16 protein-coding genes and 2 tRNA genes are annotated in these 17,002 nt (G+C 44.0%); 15 read left to right on the top strand and 3 right to left on the bottom strand.

Annotation, left to right across the window (positions count from 1 at the left end; translation table 11 throughout):
• The first annotated feature begins 260 nt into the window (after positions 1–260).
• The 8 genes from spoVT (at position 261) to LGO15_RS00370 (ending at position 6,529) form a co-directional block, all read left to right on the top strand.
• Entirely contained in the window at positions 261–797 is a 537-nt protein-coding gene (gene spoVT / locus LGO15_RS00335; protein ID WP_226086328.1) for a stage V sporulation protein T, read from the top strand.
• 251 nt (positions 798–1,048) lie between these two features.
• Positions 1,049–2,653, top strand: coding sequence for a putative polysaccharide biosynthesis protein (locus LGO15_RS00340; protein WP_226086329.1), 1,605 nt, complete (start codon positions 1,049–1,051; stop codon positions 2,651–2,653).
• A gap of 41 nt (positions 2,654–2,694) precedes the next feature.
• Positions 2,695–4,158, top strand: coding sequence for a bifunctional methyltransferase/pyrophosphohydrolase YabN (gene mazG / locus LGO15_RS00345; protein WP_226086330.1), 1,464 nt, complete (start codon positions 2,695–2,697; stop codon positions 4,156–4,158).
• Between the two features lie 85 nt (positions 4,159–4,243).
• Positions 4,244–4,516 carry an RNA-binding S4 domain-containing protein gene (locus tag LGO15_RS00350; RefSeq protein WP_167834225.1) on the top strand — a complete coding sequence of 91 codons (273 nt, stop codon included), beginning with the start codon at positions 4,244–4,246 and terminating at the stop codon, positions 4,514–4,516.
• An 87-nt stretch (positions 4,517–4,603) separates the two neighbouring features.
• Positions 4,604–4,906 (top strand): sporulation protein YabP, encoded by a 303-nt coding sequence (yabP, locus tag LGO15_RS00355; protein ID WP_167834226.1) that lies wholly within the window; start codon positions 4,604–4,606, stop codon positions 4,904–4,906.
• Positions 4,903–5,538 carry a spore cortex biosynthesis protein YabQ gene (gene yabQ / locus LGO15_RS00360; RefSeq protein ID WP_226086331.1) on the top strand — a complete coding sequence of 212 codons (636 nt, stop codon included), beginning with the start codon at positions 4,903–4,905 and terminating at the stop codon, positions 5,536–5,538. The genes yabP and yabQ overlap by 4 nt, the downstream gene beginning before the upstream one ends.
• A 65-nt stretch (positions 5,539–5,603) precedes the next feature.
• Positions 5,604–6,002, top strand: a complete 399-nt coding sequence (locus tag LGO15_RS00365; RefSeq protein WP_167834228.1) for an FtsB family cell division protein — start codon at positions 5,604–5,606, stop codon at positions 6,000–6,002.
• 74 nt (positions 6,003–6,076) lie between these two features.
• A complete protein-coding gene (locus tag LGO15_RS00370; RefSeq protein ID WP_041963897.1) occupies positions 6,077–6,529 on the top strand; it encodes a S1 domain-containing RNA-binding protein in 453 nt (150 codons plus the stop codon).
• Positions 6,530–6,586: 57 nt separating this feature from the next.
• On the opposite strand, the gene LGO15_RS00375 is transcribed toward LGO15_RS00370, so the two are convergent.
• From LGO15_RS00375 to LGO15_RS00385, 3 genes are all read right to left on the bottom strand, one after another.
• Positions 6,587–6,976 carry a hypothetical protein gene (locus LGO15_RS00375; RefSeq protein WP_226086332.1) on the bottom strand — a complete coding sequence of 130 codons (390 nt, stop codon included), beginning with the start codon at positions 6,974–6,976 and terminating at the stop codon, positions 6,587–6,589.
• Positions 6,977–6,981: 5 nt separating this feature from the next.
• Positions 6,982–7,053, bottom strand: a tRNA-Glu gene (locus LGO15_RS00380).
• A 23-nt stretch (positions 7,054–7,076) separates the two neighbouring features.
• Positions 7,077–7,153, bottom strand: a tRNA-Met gene (locus LGO15_RS00385).
• Positions 7,154–7,429: 276 nt separating this feature from the next.
• Here LGO15_RS00385 and spoIIE point away from each other — a divergent pair.
• The 7 genes from spoIIE to LGO15_RS00420 all read left to right on the top strand — a co-directional run bounded on the left by spoIIE (position 7,430) and on the right by LGO15_RS00420 (position 16,978).
• Positions 7,430–9,904: a stage II sporulation protein E gene (gene spoIIE / locus LGO15_RS00390; RefSeq protein WP_226086333.1), complete on the top strand. Its 2,475-nt coding sequence runs from the start codon at positions 7,430–7,432 to the stop codon at positions 9,902–9,904.
• A 134-nt stretch (positions 9,905–10,038) separates the two neighbouring features.
• Positions 10,039–10,776 carry a vWA domain-containing protein gene (locus tag LGO15_RS00395; RefSeq protein ID WP_226086334.1) on the top strand — a complete coding sequence of 246 codons (738 nt, stop codon included), beginning with the start codon at positions 10,039–10,041 and terminating at the stop codon, positions 10,774–10,776.
• Entirely contained in the window at positions 10,745–11,773 is a 1,029-nt protein-coding gene (locus tag LGO15_RS00400) for a protein kinase domain-containing protein (protein ID WP_167834248.1), read from the top strand. The genes LGO15_RS00395 and LGO15_RS00400 overlap by 32 nt, the downstream gene beginning before the upstream one ends.
• A gap of 175 nt (positions 11,774–11,948) precedes the next feature.
• Positions 11,949–13,331 carry a tRNA lysidine(34) synthetase TilS gene (gene tilS, locus LGO15_RS00405; RefSeq protein WP_226086335.1) on the top strand — a complete coding sequence of 461 codons (1,383 nt, stop codon included), beginning with the start codon at positions 11,949–11,951 and terminating at the stop codon, positions 13,329–13,331.
• 27 nt (positions 13,332–13,358) lie between these two features.
• Positions 13,359–13,898 (top strand): hypoxanthine phosphoribosyltransferase, encoded by a 540-nt coding sequence (gene hpt / locus LGO15_RS00410; protein ID WP_209438078.1) that lies wholly within the window; start codon positions 13,359–13,361, stop codon positions 13,896–13,898.
• Between the two features lie 135 nt (positions 13,899–14,033).
• On the top strand, positions 14,034–16,004 hold the full coding sequence (gene ftsH, locus LGO15_RS00415; RefSeq protein WP_167834234.1) for an ATP-dependent zinc metalloprotease FtsH: 1,971 nt from the start codon (positions 14,034–14,036) through the stop codon (positions 16,002–16,004).
• 197 nt (positions 16,005–16,201) lie between these two features.
• Entirely contained in the window at positions 16,202–16,978 is a 777-nt protein-coding gene (locus LGO15_RS00420; RefSeq protein ID WP_226086336.1) for a type III pantothenate kinase, read from the top strand.
• Positions 16,979–17,002: the final 24 nt, after the last annotated feature.

Below are 17,002 nucleotides of genomic sequence, written 5' to 3' on the forward strand. Positions count from 1 at the left end.
ATTAGCTGGAAGGTTTATCCGTTTTTGGCACCTTTATCACTTCAATGAAAAAAATAATGAGAAGTGTATAGAACTTTCCATATGAAAGATACTAAGTTCAAATCTTGGTAAGGTTGATTAATTAAGGCATTATTTTTACCGCATGCTCTTTTCGTAAACTTTCGATCAATTATAGTCAGAACTTATACGAATAGCAGCAATTATTGAAAAACAACCTTATCTAAAAAAATAATCATCAGATGAAAGTGAGGCAACGTTGGATGAAAGCAACTGGTATTGTTCGTCGAATCGATGATTTAGGTCGTGTCGTAATTCCTAAGGAAATAAGAAGAACACTTCGTATTCGTGAAGGGGATCCACTTGAGATTTTTGTGGACCGTGATGGTGAGGTTATTTTAAAGAAATATTCCCCTATCAGTGAGCTGAGCGATTTTGCGAAGGAGTATGCAGAAGCGCTATATGATAGCTTAGGCAACCCGGTATTGATTTGCGATAGAGATACGTATATCGCAGTTGCTGGTGGTTCCAAAAAGGACTACTTGGATAAAAACATCAGTGAACTTGTTGAGAAGACGATGGAGGATCGTACTTCATCCCTTGTGAACCAGCAGACTAACATCTCGCTAGTTGAAGGAAATGAAGAGCCAGCTTCTTCTTATACAATTGGGCCAATCATTGCAAACGGTGACCCGATTGGAGCAGTCATCATCTTCTCTAAAGAAGGATCTTTAGGAGATGTCGAACAAAAAGCTGTAGAAACAGCTGCAGGCTTCCTGGCAAGACAGATGGAGCAATAATTAACTTCACCAAATTATGATCTTACTTGAAAGGGCAGCTGACGAGGCTGCCTCTTTTCGTGTTTAGAAGTATAAACTTCTTGCGAAAATAATGGTTCCCAGTTCCAGCGCTTGTCGGGGCTGATCAAGACGCTTGCGCTTTTCTTTGTTACAGGCAGCTAACAAATTCGTGTTGCCTGTTACGCTTGCGGCCGCCAGTTAGGCCCTTGTGATATAATACGTTTGAAACTGAAATTGGAAGGAGATGGGCGATGAAGCCCGTTGCAGATTCAAAGGAATTGATGAAGGGAGCCATGATTCTTACCCTGGCCGCCCTTGTGACGAAAATTTTAAGCGCTGTTTACCGTGTCCCATTTCAGAATATCGTTGGGGACATTGGTTTTTACATATATCAGCAGGTATATCCCTTCTTTGGGATTGTCATGGTCTTATCTACATACGGATTTCCGGTTGTCATATCGAAGCTTTATACGGAGCAGCAGGCTGCAGGGAATAGGGGCAGGGCTGATCGTCTTTTGGCCATTTCGCTTGTTTTTCTCGGTATGGTTGGCTTGCTTCTTTTTTTATTCTTCTTTATTGGCTCTGGATGGATTGCTGATAAAATCGGGGATCCGGAACTAAAGCCTTTATTTAAGGTTGTGTCAGTGCCATTCCTGCTCTTCCCATTCACCTCTGTGTTCAGGGGATATTTCCAGGGAAAGGGCAACATGGTACCGACAGCTATTTCACAGGTTTCAGAACAGTTCATCCGCGTCGCGACCATTCTCGTTTTGTCGGCCGTACTTGTGCAACAGGGATTCTCTCTTTATGTCACCGGAGCGGGAGCTGTTTTCGGATCGATCACAGGTGGGGTAATATCCGTTTTAATACTGGGATTCTTTTATCTGAAAAATGGAGGAAACAATCCCTTCACTTATTTTCAAATAAAGGATTTATTCCAGGATGCCGCTTGGGTCGTAAAAGCGCTGATCATTCAAGGATTTGCGATCAGCATTAGTGGCATGCTGTTAATATTGCTACAGCTGGCAGATTCCTTGAATATGTACGCTTCATTGCTGACGATGGGATTGTCAACGGAAGAAGCAAAATCGGCGAAAGGCATCTTTGACAGAGGCCAGCCGCTGATCCAGCTTGGGACAGTTGTCGCGACTTCCATGTCATTAAGCCTTGTACCGGCAATATCAGGTGACAAATCGAGTAATCGCCACGAGAAAATCCTGCCCAAAGTGAGGCTCGCACTTCAGACAAGCCTGATTTTTGGCGCTGCTGCTGCGGTTGGGCTATATAGCATCATCGTCCCAGTTAATATCATGCTGTTTGAGAATGCTGACGGATCTAATGTGCTCGGAGTGCTCAGCCTGATGATTTTATTTGGCTCAATCATCCTGACGATCATGAGCATTTTGCAGGGTCTTGATAAGTCCATCTTTCCGGCAGCAGTCATACTTGGCGGATTTGGCTTGAAATACATATTGAACCTGATGCTGATTCCGAATAACGGAACAATGGGGGCCGCTTATGCCACATTGGCTGCGATGCTGGTGGTCATGTTCATCCTTATTATAAAATTAAGGCGTGAGCTCGGTCATCCTGTTTTATCGCTTCTATTCATTGGAAAAATCCTGTTTTCATCAGTAGTGATGGCTATTTTTTTACAATTCTTTTTATATATAACAGATTTCGGTTATGACTATATTGAACCAGACAGACTCGGTGCTGTCTTCCAGGCATTAAGCGCGGTGGCACTGGGAGCACTTGTATATTTTTTAATATTGATTAAAACAAGGGCATTGAAGGAAGAGGAACTGGCGACATTGCCATTCGGCAGCAGGATTGTCCAGCTATTCTCCAGGTAATCCCTGATAAAAAGATGTTAAACAGAAGGAGGAAGCAGGCTATGACAAATAAGATATTGATTATCGGGCTTGGTGCGGGTGACCTTGACCAGCTGCCGCTTGGTGTATATAAAAAATTGAAGCAGGAGAAAAACCTGTTTTTGCGGACGAAAGAGCATCCGGTCGTAACGGATCTTGAGAAGGAAGGATTGCAGTTTCAATCCTTCGATGAAGTGTATGAGAAGCATGACCAGTTTGAGGATGTTTATGAGGAAATCACGGAGTTTCTGCTCACTGAAGCAGCTAAGGCCCCTGTCACCTATGCCGTTCCAGGCCATCCTTTGATTGCAGAACGAACGGTTCAGCTTTTACTCGAACGAGGACCAAAGCGGGATACGGAAATTGAAATCGGCGGCGGCCAGAGTTTTCTGGACGCGATGTTCCAGTCCCTGGCGATTGATCCAATTGACGGTTTCCAGCTGCTTGATGGCACAGCGCTGTCAAAGGAAGATCTGCTGTTGAAGAGCCACACCATCATTGGACAGGTTTATGATGCCTTTGTTGCCTCTGACGTCAAGCTGACGCTGATGGAAAAACTTCCAGATGATTATGAAGTTTTCATTGTGACAGCAGCGGGAAGCAGCGATGAAGTCATCAAAAAGGTCCCATTATTCGAGTTAGACAGAGAGATGGAGCTTAGCAATCTGACATCTGTTTATGTACCGCCTGTTATAGATGAGAAAATTTTATACAAGGATTTTTTGAAGCTGCGTGGAATTATATCAGAACTGCGCGGTCCGAATGGCTGCCCGTGGGATAAGAAGCAGACCCACCAGTCGCTCAAGAAATATTTGATCGAAGAGGCATATGAATTGCTGGAGGCAATCGACAATGAAGATATCGATCATATGATAGAAGAACTGGGTGATGTGCTGCTTCAAGTCATGCTCCATGCCCAAATCGGTGAGGACGAGGGCTATTTTACGATTGATGATGTCATCGAAGGCATCTCGGCAAAAATGGTCCGCAGGCATCCCCATGTGTTCGGGGACGTAACGGCAGAAAATGAAGAAGATGTGCTGAAAAATTGGCAGGAGATCAAGGAGCAGGAAAAAGACGGTGCCATAAAGTCTTTGCTGGAGGGCGCTGGAAAAGGACTGCCGAATCTGCTTAAGGCTTATGAACTGCAAAAGGAAGCCGCTAAAGTTGGATTTGACTGGAAGACAGCAGCACCCATCCTTGATAAAGTAAAAGAAGAAATCGACGAGCTCTCAGAAGAAATCACTGAAAAAGGCATCCAGGAAGATATCGAGTTGGAGTACGGAGACCTTTTATTTGCACTTGTGAATTTCGCAAGGCATTACGGTATCAACCCGGAAGAGGCACTGAACAAGACGAACCGGAAGTTCATGCGCCGCTTTGCGTATATTGAACAAAAAGCAGCGGAAAATGGCCAAGCTGTTAAAGAGTACACGCTGGATGAATTGGATGCTTTCTGGGAGGAAGCGAAGACGCAAGGTTTATAGCTCAATGCTGTTTTCTCAGAAGCAATAATTTTACGAAAAGTGCGCAGGTAAAAGAAACCAATATGGAAAAAGGGGTTTAAATACGATGAGGCTGGATAAATTTTTAAAAGTATCAAGATTGATCAAAAGAAGAACATTGGCGAAAGAAGTTTCCGATCAAGGAAGGATCTCCATCAATGGTGTGCCGGCGAAAGCGAGTACGAATGTAAAAGTGGGCGATGAATTGGCGATCCGCTTCGGACAAAAAGTCGTTTCTGCAAAAATAGAGCGAATCCAGGAAACATCCCGCAAGGATGAAGCGGCGGGAATGTATACCCTTCTTGGGGAAGAGCGGATTCCTGGGGACGATGAAGAGTAAGACGGGCTTCGTGTGAAGGCTTGTTCTATTCTCCCATCTTCAATCATAAACATGTACAAAAGTGCATTATGATTGTGAGGGGTATTAATGAGCCAATATTACGAAACGAATCAAGCGAAGAGCAATTTGCCAGACCACGATTTAGTGATGAGAGGCAGACGGACACTGGAGATCACAGGAGTAAAGCAGGTTGAAAGCTTCGATAATGAAGAGTTTTTGTTAGAGACGGTCATGGGATTCCTGGCGATCAAGGGTCAGAACCTCCAGATGAAGAATCTGGACGTCGACAAAGGAATTGTATCGATCAAAGGGAAAATCTTTGACCTGGTCTATCTGGATGACCAGCATGGGGAGAAGGCTAAAGGCTTCTTTAGCAAGTTATTCCGATGACGCTTTCGACTCAATTTTTGACGATGCTCGCCATGATATGGATGGGTACTCTATTCGGAGCTTCACTAGATACACATAATCGATTTTTAAAAAGATCTAAACGAAAATCCTGGATTGTCTTTATCAATGACGTCCTGTTCTGGGTATTCCAAGGTCTGTCGATTTTCTATGTTTTGTTTTCAGTGAATATGGGAGAATTGCGTTTTTATATCTTCCTTGCTTTATTATGCGGCTTTGCGGCCTATCAGAGCCTTTTCAAGAAACTCTATCTTAAGATGCTGGAGCGGGCTATCACCTATACGATCAATGTATATGTATTCATAGTGAAGGCTGTCAGACTGCTGATTGTCAGGCCTCTTCAGTTTTTGGCCGCAACTGCTCTGTCACTATTGATTTTGACGGGAAGAGGCCTTTATTCTCTTTTAAAATGGCTTCTTGCCGTTTTGTTATGGTTGCTCAATCACTTAATCTGGAAGCCGATTAAGTTAATATTCCTACTTTTTTGGAAACTTTTGCCGAAAACAGTTAAAAAAAGCGTCGAGAAGTTATATAATAAATTGGCAGGATTTCTAATAATAGTAAAGAATTATTCTATTAAGCCGATAAAATGGATAAAGAAATCCAAAAAGTAGGCTGTATAAACGCAAGTAATAAATGGAAATAAACAGCAAATAAATTATAAGGAGGACTGCGGGGAATGAGTGCCATCAGGAAAAAGAACATAGCCAAGATTGAAAATCAGTATGTACAGCAGCGTGAAAAAGCAGGAATAGCAGAAAGCAGGAAGCGAAAGCTGCTTTTCAGGCGCCTCGCAGTCTTTGCCCTATTCGCATCGGTCATTTCATATTTGATGATCTCAACCTACATCTCTCAGACTTCAGCCCTTGAAAAGAAGCAAGAAGATAAGGAACAACTAGAACAAAAGTTAGCAAACCTTCAAAAAGAGCAGGAAATTCTGGATGAGGAAATCGTCAAATTGAACGATGATGAGTACATAGCAAAGCTTGCCCGCAAGGAATACTTCCTGTCCGAAAAGAATGAAATTATCTTCAACCTTCCTAAAGAGAAAAAGGACTCCCAAGATTCGCCTTATTGACACTCTTTTTTCATATTCTGTATAATATAATGTAAGTTTGATTTTTTATATCTTTAAGGAGGCAAAACTTTTTTATGTCAATCGAAGTAGGCAGCAAGTTACAGGGAAAGGTAACAGGTATTACAAATTTCGGGGCGTTCGTCGAGCTGCCGGGTGGCTCAACAGGACTTGTTCACATCAGTGAGGTTGCAGACAACTATGTCAAGGATATCAATGACCACCTGAAAGTTGGCGACCAGGTTGAAGTAAAGGTTATCAATGTTGAGAAAGACGGTAAAATCGGTTTATCTATCAAGAAGGCTGTTGATAGACCTGAACGACCTGCAAGACCAGAAAGATCTGAATCAAGACCTTACTCACAGCGTCCACGCGGCGGCGGCGGCAGAGGAAACGATAATCGCAATGCTCGTCCGGAAAATTTCGAATCAAAAATGGCGAAATTCTTGAAGGACAGTGAAGACCGCCTGTCCACTCTAAAACGCGCTACCGAATCTAAGCGCGGCGGAAGAGGAGCTAGAAGGGGCTAACTTGCTGCTAAGTGAATATATATAATAGCAGGAATCATGCTATACCAAGACAAGTCTTTAATCGGGCTTGTCTTTTTGTTTTTCGGGGCTGGGTTTCTTGAAAATCAGTTCAGGATTGAACATAGGTAAAAGGAGAGGAGCTGCATTACCCGAAAAATGCTGTCGAAGTAAATTTGGGTAAAAGGAGAGGAGCTGCATTGCCCGAAAAGTGCTGTCGAAGTGAATTTGGGTAAAAGGAGAGGAGCTGTATTGCCCGAAAAGTAGTGTGGAAGCGAGTTTGGGTAAAAGGAGAGGCGTTGCATTGCCCGAAAAATGGTGCCGAAGTGAATTTGGGTAAAAGGAGAGCATTTGCATTACCCAAAAACCAATGAGGAATTGAATTTCGGTAAAAGCAAATCGTCCTGTAAACAAAAAACCTCGCTCCATAAAGGAACGAGGCTTTCGCAAGATGATGACCCCTACGGGATTCGAACCCGTGTTACCGCCGTGAAAGGGCGGTGTCTTAACCGCTTGACCAAGGGGCCATATTAAGTTAGGAAATGGAAATTGGTAGCGGCGGAGGGGATCGAACCCCCGACCTTACGGGTATGAACCGTACGCTCTAGCCAGCTGAGCTACACCGCCATATTAAAATTGTGTTTTGAGGCACAAGAAATATAATACATAGATATTAAAATAGTGTCAATGCATTTTTAAAAGAAAAGCGAAAAATATTCATAGGTAAAATTTAGCGGTGTTTGGCATGAAGATGAAAATATTCCGTGGTATTTCGAGGAATTGCATTATTTACGGGGAAATGCGTCGAACGAAACTTTGGTGCTTGTCCTTATTTTTGACAAACTTCTGGATTGCTCCCTTTTATAATAATCAGCAACGATAAAAAAACGGGGAGTGTATTAAATGCAAAAGGTAGAAAGGAACATGATGGAACCGATCGGTGAAGTTCATCTCGAGGAATCACGATTCAGGTTTGCAAAAGGCATGTCGAAGCTGCAATCCAAAATTGAAAACCTTTTCTTGAAAAAAGGCTATATCTTCTTGATTATTGGATTCTTGCTTGGCCGTGCCTTGATACTGGCAAAGTTAACCCCTTTTAGCCTTCCATTTTTTGCGGCTGTGTATTTGATCCGGAAAGACCGTGCGCCTATTGCGCTGTTTGGTCTGGTTGCCGGGGCTGCAACCTTGTCTTTTACTGACGCCGTCTTCACCTTCGCTTCTGTCTTCCTATTTTTACTGTTATTCAAGCTGACAGGAAAATGGATTCAGAACTCGATGAAAGTCCTTCCGGTTTATATATTTTTTACTATTTTAATAGGCAAAATGTTAAAAGCGCTAATTTTGTCAGGAAATATCACGATGTATGAAGGAATGATGACTGGAGTCGAAGCTGGGCTAGGTCTTGTGTTGACATTCATCTTCTTGCAAAGCATTCCTTTGTTGACAGCCAGCAAGCGGAAGCAGTCATTGAAAACGGAGGAAATTGTTTGTTTGATCATCATGCTTGCATCTGTGATGACGGGAACTATTGGGTGGACAGTCTATGATTTGTCTGTAGAGCACATCATGTCCCGGTATCTGGTTCTCATTTTTTCATTTGTCGCTGGTGCTACAGTTGGCTCCACAGTTGGGGTCGTCACTGGACTGATCTTCAGTCTTGCGAATGTGTCGAGTTTTTACCATATGAGTCTGCTGGCTTTCTCCGGATTGCTTGGCGGATTGCTAAAAGAAGGAAAGAAGCCAGGGGTGGCACTCGGTCTTTTCATTGCCACACTGTTGATTGGCATGTATGGCGAGGGAGGCGGTGCGCTGAGCCAGACGCTGACCGAATCGGCTGCAGCTGTCCTGTTGTTCTTCCTGACGCCGCAATTGCTTACGTCAAAAATCGCCAAACATATTCCGGGTACAGCGGAGTATTCAGCAGAACAGCAACAATATATGAGAAAAATGAGAGATGTGACTGCGCAGCGTGTCGTCCAGTTCTCAAATGTATTCGAGGCTCTGTCGAAAAGCTTTACTACCCTGCAGGTGCAGGATGAAACACTGGAAAGTGACCGCGATATGGATTATTTCTTGAGCAATGTCACAGAAAAGACATGCCAGACATGCTTTAAAAAAGACCATTGCTGGACAAGGAACTTTAATACAACCTATGACTATATGAGTGAGATTATGCAAGAGATGGATCAAAATTCTGGTGCCGTACCGCAAAAACTTTCACGCGAATGGGACAAGCATTGCACCAGGTCGAAAAAGGTCATGGAAATCATGCAGCAGCAGCTTAACTATTATCAGGCAAATAAAAAGCTAAAGAAACAGGTTCAGGAAAGCAGGCGTCTCGTGGCAGACCAATTGCTTGGTGTATCAGAAGTCATGGGCGATTTCGCTAAGGAAATCCAGCGTGAGCGTGAAAATCACTCAAAGCAAGAGGAACAAATTCTGGAGGCGCTCCAGGACTTTGGCATTCATATCGAGCATGTGGAGATTTACAGCCTTGAGCAAGGCAATGTAGATATCGATATGACCATTCCATATTGCCAGGGACATGGTGAATGCGAAAAGCTGATCGCACCGATGCTTTCGGATATCCTGCAAGAAAATATCGTAGTCAACTCTGAGGAATGTTCTACATTCCCGAATGGTTTTTGCCATGTGACATTCCGTTCTGCAAAGGCATTTGCTGTAGCGACAGGAGTGGCACATGCCGCAAAGGATGGAGACCTCATTTCGGGTGACAGTTACTCCACCATTGAGCTGAGCGGAGGGAAGTATGCCATTGCCATCAGTGATGGCATGGGCAATGGCGAAAGGGCGCATTCCGAAAGCCGGGATACTTTATTGCTGCTTCAGCAAATCTTGCAATCTGGAATCGAAGAAAAAGTAGCGATCAAGTCCGTGAACTCCATTTTGTCATTAAGGACAACCGATGAAATTTTCTCCACCCTGGACTTGGTCATGATCGATCTGCAAAACGCATCTGCCCGATTCTTGAAAATTGGCTCGACGCCGAGCTTCATCAAGCGTGGCGGAAAGGTGATGAAGGTCCAGGCGAGCAACTTGCCGATGGGCATCCTTCAGGAATTCGAGGTGGATGTCGTGAGCGAACAGCTTAAGGCAGGCGATCTGCTGGTGATGATGAGTGATGGCGTATTCGAAGGGCCTAAGCATGTCGAGAATTATGATTTATGGATGAAAAGGAAAATCACGGAGCTTCAGACAGAAGATCCGCAGGCAATCGCCGACTTGATTATGGAGGAGGTCATCCGTTCACGGGACGGATCTATCGAAGATGACATGACCGTGGTCGTCGCCAAAATCGATCACAATATCCCGAAATGGGCTTCTATCCCGGTCACCAATTATCAAAAGAGAGCTTAACGGTTTATTTTGAGCAATATACTCTTCCTTTATGTATATTTCCCCTCGGCTTCGTCGAAAATGGTAACAAATTTATTATAGGCTTCTATCTTTTACTAGATTGTAAAATTAGAGCCTGGAAGTGAGGGGATTGCATGAAAACAGGTACAATCAGACAAGTATTGCTCATTACGGATGGCTGTTCGAACCAGGGTGAAGATCCGATTGCGATGGCTGCACTGGCCAAGGAGCAGGGGATAACAGTCAATGTCATTGGTGTGATGGAACAGGATGTTATAGATGAACAGGGCATGACGGAAATCGAGGGAATCGCTATGTCGGGCGGCGGTGTCAGCCAGATCGTGTACGCGCAGCAATTATCGCAGACTGTCCAGATGGTGACGAGGAAGGCGATGACCCAGACACTTCAAGGTGTAGTGAACAAGGAACTCCAGCAAATCCTTGGAGGCGGCCGTACAGTGGAAGACCTTCCGCCGGAGCAGCGCGGTGAGGTGATGGAGGTTGTGGACGAGCTTGGGGAAACAGTTGAGCTGGATGTGTTGATTCTTGTCGATACGAGCGCGAGCATGAAGCACAAGCTTCCTACAGTGAAAGAAGCCTTGCTGGACTTGAGTTTAAGCTTGAATGCAAGGTCAGGAGATAACCGCTTTTCGGTGTTTGTATTTCCCGGGAAACGAAAAGATGTCGAAAAACTGCTGGATTGGACGCCGAAACTTGAGTCACTCACGAGTATTTTTGCCAAGCTGACAACTGGAGGGATTACGCCGACAGGTCCTGCCATTCGCGAGGCACTTTCCCATTTTAATAAAAAACGATCTTTAAGGAGCCTATTGTCCGGTGATGATGAATCCTTCTTTGAAGAATCTGTGTAAAGTCATTCCTGGTACGATCATTGAAGGGAAATGGCATCACAATCGATATACAATCATAAAAGAGCTTGGCTTTGGAGCGAATGGGATTGTTTATCTGGCAAGGTACAATAACAAACAAGTCGCGTTGAAGATGAGTGATAATGGAATGTCGATCACTTCTGAGGTCAATGTGCTGAAATCTTTTGCCAAGGTCCAGGGATCTGCCCTCGGACCTTCTTTGCTGGATGTGGATGACTGGGAACGTCCTGGAAAAAAGGTGAGCTTTTATGCAATGGAATTCATTAAGGGACCTGATTTCCTGGCTTTCCTGCAGCAAAAAGGCCCGGACTGGACCGGAGTGATGATCCTTCAGTTGCTTGCAGATTTGCAGCTGCTTCATGAAAATGGATGGGTATTTGGCGATCTGAAGCCGGATAATCTAATTGTGACTGGGCCGCCTGCAAGGATTCGCTGCATAGATGTCGGCGGTACGACAATGCAAGGACGGTCGATAAAAGAGTTCACTGAATTCTTTGACCGAGGCTATTGGGGTCTCGGAAGCCGGAAAGCAGAACCAAGCTATGATTTATTTGCTGTCGGCATGATCATGGTCAACACCGCATATCCAAAAAGATTTACGAAGAAGTCTGGCGGATTAAATGAAATCATGGAAAAAGTAAAACAAAGCCGAGATTTGAAGATCTATGAAAAGGTCATCTACAAGTCACTTGCAGGTAAATATCAATCCGCCATGGAGATGAGGTCCGAGCTGCTGCAAGTCCATCAGCCAGCTGTGGAGCCGAAAAGAAACACTCGGCAGCAAAAGACTGCACCGCCCAAACAAACGCAATCACATACAAAGGCAAATCCAGCGAGGACCAATTCAAACGCAGCCTCCCGGCAAACACGGAAGGGATACAACAAGAATAAGAAGAAATCTACTGCGCTTGAAACAGTCACCATCATTTTGATTATCTCTTTATTATATTTTTTCTATATTTATAGCCAGATTACCTGATTTTTTGAAACCTTTTGCACTCTCGTCCGTACATAAGGGATTAAAGCTCTGTTCTTTGAAAAAAGAGACCTGAAAGTGTTAAGCTGAAAAATAACAAATATGTTTTATTAGAAGATTAATGGGTTGCCCGCATGGGTATAGTCTTAAACCGGCAATCCTAGTAAGGAAGAACAAGATGATTGAGACAAAGGTAAATGCCTTTCTTGAAAAGCATGATTTTCAGCTGAATAATAAGTCAATTGCAGTTGGGGTTTCGGGAGGCCCTGACTCGCTCGCACTGCTCCACTTTTTATCTGAGCAGCGGGTAAGGAACTCACTCAAAATTGTAGCAGTCCACGTGGACCATATGTTCCGGGGTGATGAGTCCTATCAGGATGCGCTATTTGTCAAAGCTTTTTGTGAAGAGCGCAACATTCCCTTTGAAATGAAAAGGGTGGATGTGCCGGCCTTTATGCGCGAGACAGGGTTAAGCTCCCAGCAGGCTGCCCGTGCATGCCGATACGAATTTTTTCAGCAAGTAATGGAGCAGCACCAACTTCATTACCTTGCATTGGGGCATCATGGTGATGACCAGGTCGAAACGGTACTGATGAGGCTCACCAGAGGAAGTTCCGGAAAAGCCAGGGCAGGGATGCCTTTTTCAAGGCAATTCGGTTCGTTCATGATTTTCAGGCCTTTTTTATGCCTGACAAAAGAAGATCTGGAAATGTACTGCTCCATTAATTCCTTGGAGCCAAGAATCGATCCCAGCAATGAAAAGGAATACTATAGCAGGAATCGATTTAGGAAAAATGTTCTCCCTTTTTTAAAAGAAGAGAATCCTGCGGTCCATGAGCACTTCCAGCGTTTCAGCGAGGAGCTGCAGATGGATGAAGAGTATCTTATTGAATTAACTAGCGAAGAATTGAATAAAGTAATGAAGAAAGAGGACAAAAGGATAAGTATTAGTATCCGTTCTTTTCAGGAAATGCCAATGCCTTTACAAAGAAGAGGGATTAAACTAATATTAAATTATCTTTACAATGATCGACCTGCTTCTCTTTCCGCTATACATATTGAAAAGATTTTTTCAATAATTCGCAATCCCCATCCATCAGGTACTCTTGATTTCCCCGGCGGTTTAAGAATTATACGATCGTATGGAAATTGCCACTTTGAATTGAATCCGCCAAAAAGGCAAAGCTATCGTTTTGAATTATCAGGACCAGATCAGCTGATTTTGCCGAATGGTGATGTCATCGAGGCTCAATTGCTCAATGATTCTCATGAACGGGAACTTTCCAATGATTGCTTTATCGTAGACCTGGAACAAGCAGGGACTCCGCTGATTATCCGGACAAGGCAAAATGGCGACCGGATGTCATTAAAGGGGATGGAGGGTACAAGAAAGGTGAAGGATATTTTCATCGATATGAAAATCCCACTGGACAAAAGAGATGAATGGCCGATTGTGACAGACAGTGAAGACAGGATCCTATGGCTTCCGAGCCTGAAAAAATCGAACAGTGAAGCAACAAAAGGAAACAGGTTATTACTATTAACTTATATAAAGTATTGATATCTTCCAGGGGGCACAAGGATCATGATGAAAAATGATATTGAAAAGGTATTATTTACAGAAGAGGAAATTCAGGAAAAGACAAGGCAGCTAGCGGCTCAATTAACAGATGAATACAAGGACCGTTTTCCGCTGGCCATTGGTGTTTTAAAAGGTGCGATGCCATTTATGGGCGACCTGCTCAAGCGTGTGGATGCGTACCTTGAAATGGACTTCATGGATGTTTCCAGCTATGGGAATGCGATGGTTTCTTCCGGAGAGGTGAAAATCCTTAAAGACCTTGATACCTCTGTAGAAGGAAGAGATATCCTGATCATCGAGGACATCATCGACAGCGGTTTGACACTCAGCTATTTGGTTGAGCTTTTCAGATACCGCAAGGCAAAATCAATCAAAATTGTCACACTGCTCGACAAACCTACAGGAAGAAAGGCAGATATTACAGCTGACTATGTAGGATTCATCGTACCTGATGAGTTCGTTGTCGGATATGGTCTTGATTATGCGGAAAAATACCGCAACCTGCCATATATCGGAGTTTTGAAGCCAGAAGTGTACACAAAATAAAACGGTTACGATTTAGTGAATGAAATTCTACATTTTGATTAAGAAGCAAATATTCTGAATGTTAATTTCTTGTATTAGCATAATTTGCTATGATACTATTTAGTATAGTTTGTCTACCGTGGGAGGAGGTAAGGGATGAATCGGATCTTCCGTAATACCATCTTTTATTTATTGATATTTTTAGTCATTATCGGAGTTGTGAGTTTCTTTAATGGCAATAACCAGCCAACTGAACCAATCTCTTACGATAAATTCATGCAGGAACTTGAGGCAGGCAATGTTGATGGTGATTTGACACTGCAGCCTGAACGTGGTGTGTATGAAGTAAGAGGCCAGATGAAAGGCCAGGAGGAAGGCAAAGGCTTCATCACATATGTCTGGAGCAATCCAGATACCTTAAACAGGATTGAACAGGCAGCACAAGCTGCGGATGTTGAAATTTTACCTGCTAAGGAAACGAGTGGATGGGTGACGTTCTTTACGTCGATCATTCCATTTATCATCATTTTCATTCTCTTCTTCTTCTTGCTGAATCAGGCTCAGGGCGGCGGAAGCCGTGTCATGAACTTCGGCAAGAGCAAAGCGAAGCTTTATAACGAAGAAAAGAAGAAAGTCCGCTTCAAGGATGTAGCGGGTGCGGATGAAGAAAAGCAAGAACTTGTCGAGGTTGTCGAGTTCCTGAAAGACCCTCGCAAATTTGCTGACCTTGGGGCTCGCATTCCAAAGGGAATTCTTTTGGTAGGACCTCCGGGTACTGGTAAGACCTTGCTAGCCCGTGCTGTTGCCGGGGAAGCTGGAGTGCCATTCTTCTCCATCAGTGGTTCCGACTTCGTAGAAATGTTTGTCGGTGTCGGTGCATCTCGTGTGCGTGACTTATTTGAAACAGCTAAAAAGAATGCTCCATGTATCATTTTCATTGATGAAATCGATGCAGTCGGCCGCCAGCGTGGCGCTGGACTCGGCGGAGGGCATGACGAGCGTGAACAAACGCTTAACCAGTTGCTTGTAGAAATGGATGGATTCGGAGCCAACGAAGGAATCATCATCGTTGCAGCGACGAACAGACCTGATATTCTTGATCCGGCATTGCTGCGTCCAGGACGTTTTGACCGCCAGATCACTGTTGACCGTCCAGATGTAACAGGACGTGAAGCGGTATTGAAGGTACACGCTAGAAATAAGCCTCTGGATGAGTCAGTTAACTTGAAAAGTATCGCGGCCCGCACTCCAGGCTTCTCTGGAGCGGACCTTGAAAACCTACTGAACGAAGCTGCGCTTGTTGCAGCCAGAAGAAATAAGAAGAAGATTGACATGCTGGACTTGGATGAAGCAACAGACCGCGTTATTGCCGGTCCTGCCAAGAAGACCCGTGTCATCTCGAAGAAAGAAAGAAATATTGTTGCATTCCATGAAGCTGGCCACACGGTCATTGGGGTTGTTCTCGATGAAGCGGAAATGGTCCATAAGGTAACGATTGTTCCTCGCGGGCAGGCAGGCGGTTATGCTGTCATGCTTCCAAAAGAAGACCGTTACTTCATGACAAAGCCAGAGCTTCTTGATAAAATCACTGGCCTCCTTGGCGGCCGTGTAGCTGAAGAAATCGTCTTTGGCGAAGTAAGCACAGGTGCACACAATGACTTCCAGCGTGCTACTGGCATTGCGAGAAGAATGGTTACTGAATTCGGTATGAGTGATAAGCTCGGACCATTGCAATTCGGCCAGGCACAGGGCCAGGTATTCTTAGGCCGTGACCTGAACAATGAACAAAACTATTCTGACAAGATCGCATATGAAATCGATGTGGAAATCCAGACAATCATCAAGGATTGCTATGCGAGAGCGAAAAACCTGTTAACAGAGCATCGTGATAAGCTTGATATCATTGCGAACACATTGTTAGAGGTAGAAACTCTTGACGCAGACCAAATTAAGCATTTGATCGACCATGGCCGTCTTCCTGACCGCAAAGTCAGCGTTGATAACGACGACATGAAAGTAACGATCAACAAGAAAAAAGATGAGATGCCTGCAATCGAAGAAACTGACAAGAAAATCGATTCAGTTATCGAAGATCCAAAGGCCATCGATGAAAATCCTAAAGAATAGAAATTATCAAGCAGGTGCTCTTAACGGAGCACCTGCTTGTTTTCTTTCCCGATAGTGCTTAACAAAGAGTCCTTGCCAGAATTGAGCAGCTTATGTCGCTTTCGCATTCTTGGCGACTTTTTTTAGTGAATTCCCAGCGATTATGATATGATATTTTCAGTATTGATTCAGAAAACTATTATAAGTTGGTGAATAGCTTGATTTTTGTTTTTGACGTCGGGAATACAAATATCGTGTTAGGTGTTTATGATCAGGAAGAGTTGAAGCACCATTGGAGAATAGAAACGAACCGCCATAGAACGGAAGATGAATTTGGGATGATCGTCAAAAACCTATTTGACCATGTCGATCTTTCTTTTTCAGATATAGATGGAATCATTATCTCGTCTGTTGTGCCGCCGATTATGTTCTCGCTTGAGCGAATGTGCCAGAAGTACTTCCACATCAAACCGTTGGTCGTGGGACCTGGCATCAAGACAGGACTGGACATTAAATATGAAAATCCAAGGGAAGTCGGAGCGGACCGGATCGTCAATGCGGTCGCGGCGATCCATGAGTATGGCAGCCCTCTGGTCATTGTCGATTTCGGGACGGCGACAACCTATTGCTATATCAATGAGCATAATCAATATATGGGCGGAGCGATTGCGCCGGGAATCGGCATCTCCACTGAGGCCCTTTATTCAAGGGCAGCCAAGCTTCCTCGGATAGAAATCAGCAGACCAGATGACGTGGTGGGGAAAAACACAGTTTCGGCCATGCAGGCTGGCATTCTGTATGGATATGTTGGACAAGTAGAGGGAATAGTTAAACGGATGAAAGATAAGAGTAAAGTCCCTCCAAAAGTAATCGCAACTGGAGGCCTGGCAAACTTGATTGCCCAGGAATCGAATATCATCGATGCAGTCGATCCATTTTTGACATTAAAGGGACTGCAGCTTATCTATAAGCGTAATATGGATAAAAACAATTAAAGCTTCCTTGCAAAAGGGATGCAT

It is taken from the genome of Mesobacillus sp. S13 (assembly GCF_020422885.1).
GTDB lineage: Bacteria > Bacillota > Bacilli > Bacillales > Cytobacillaceae > Mesobacillus > Mesobacillus selenatarsenatis_A.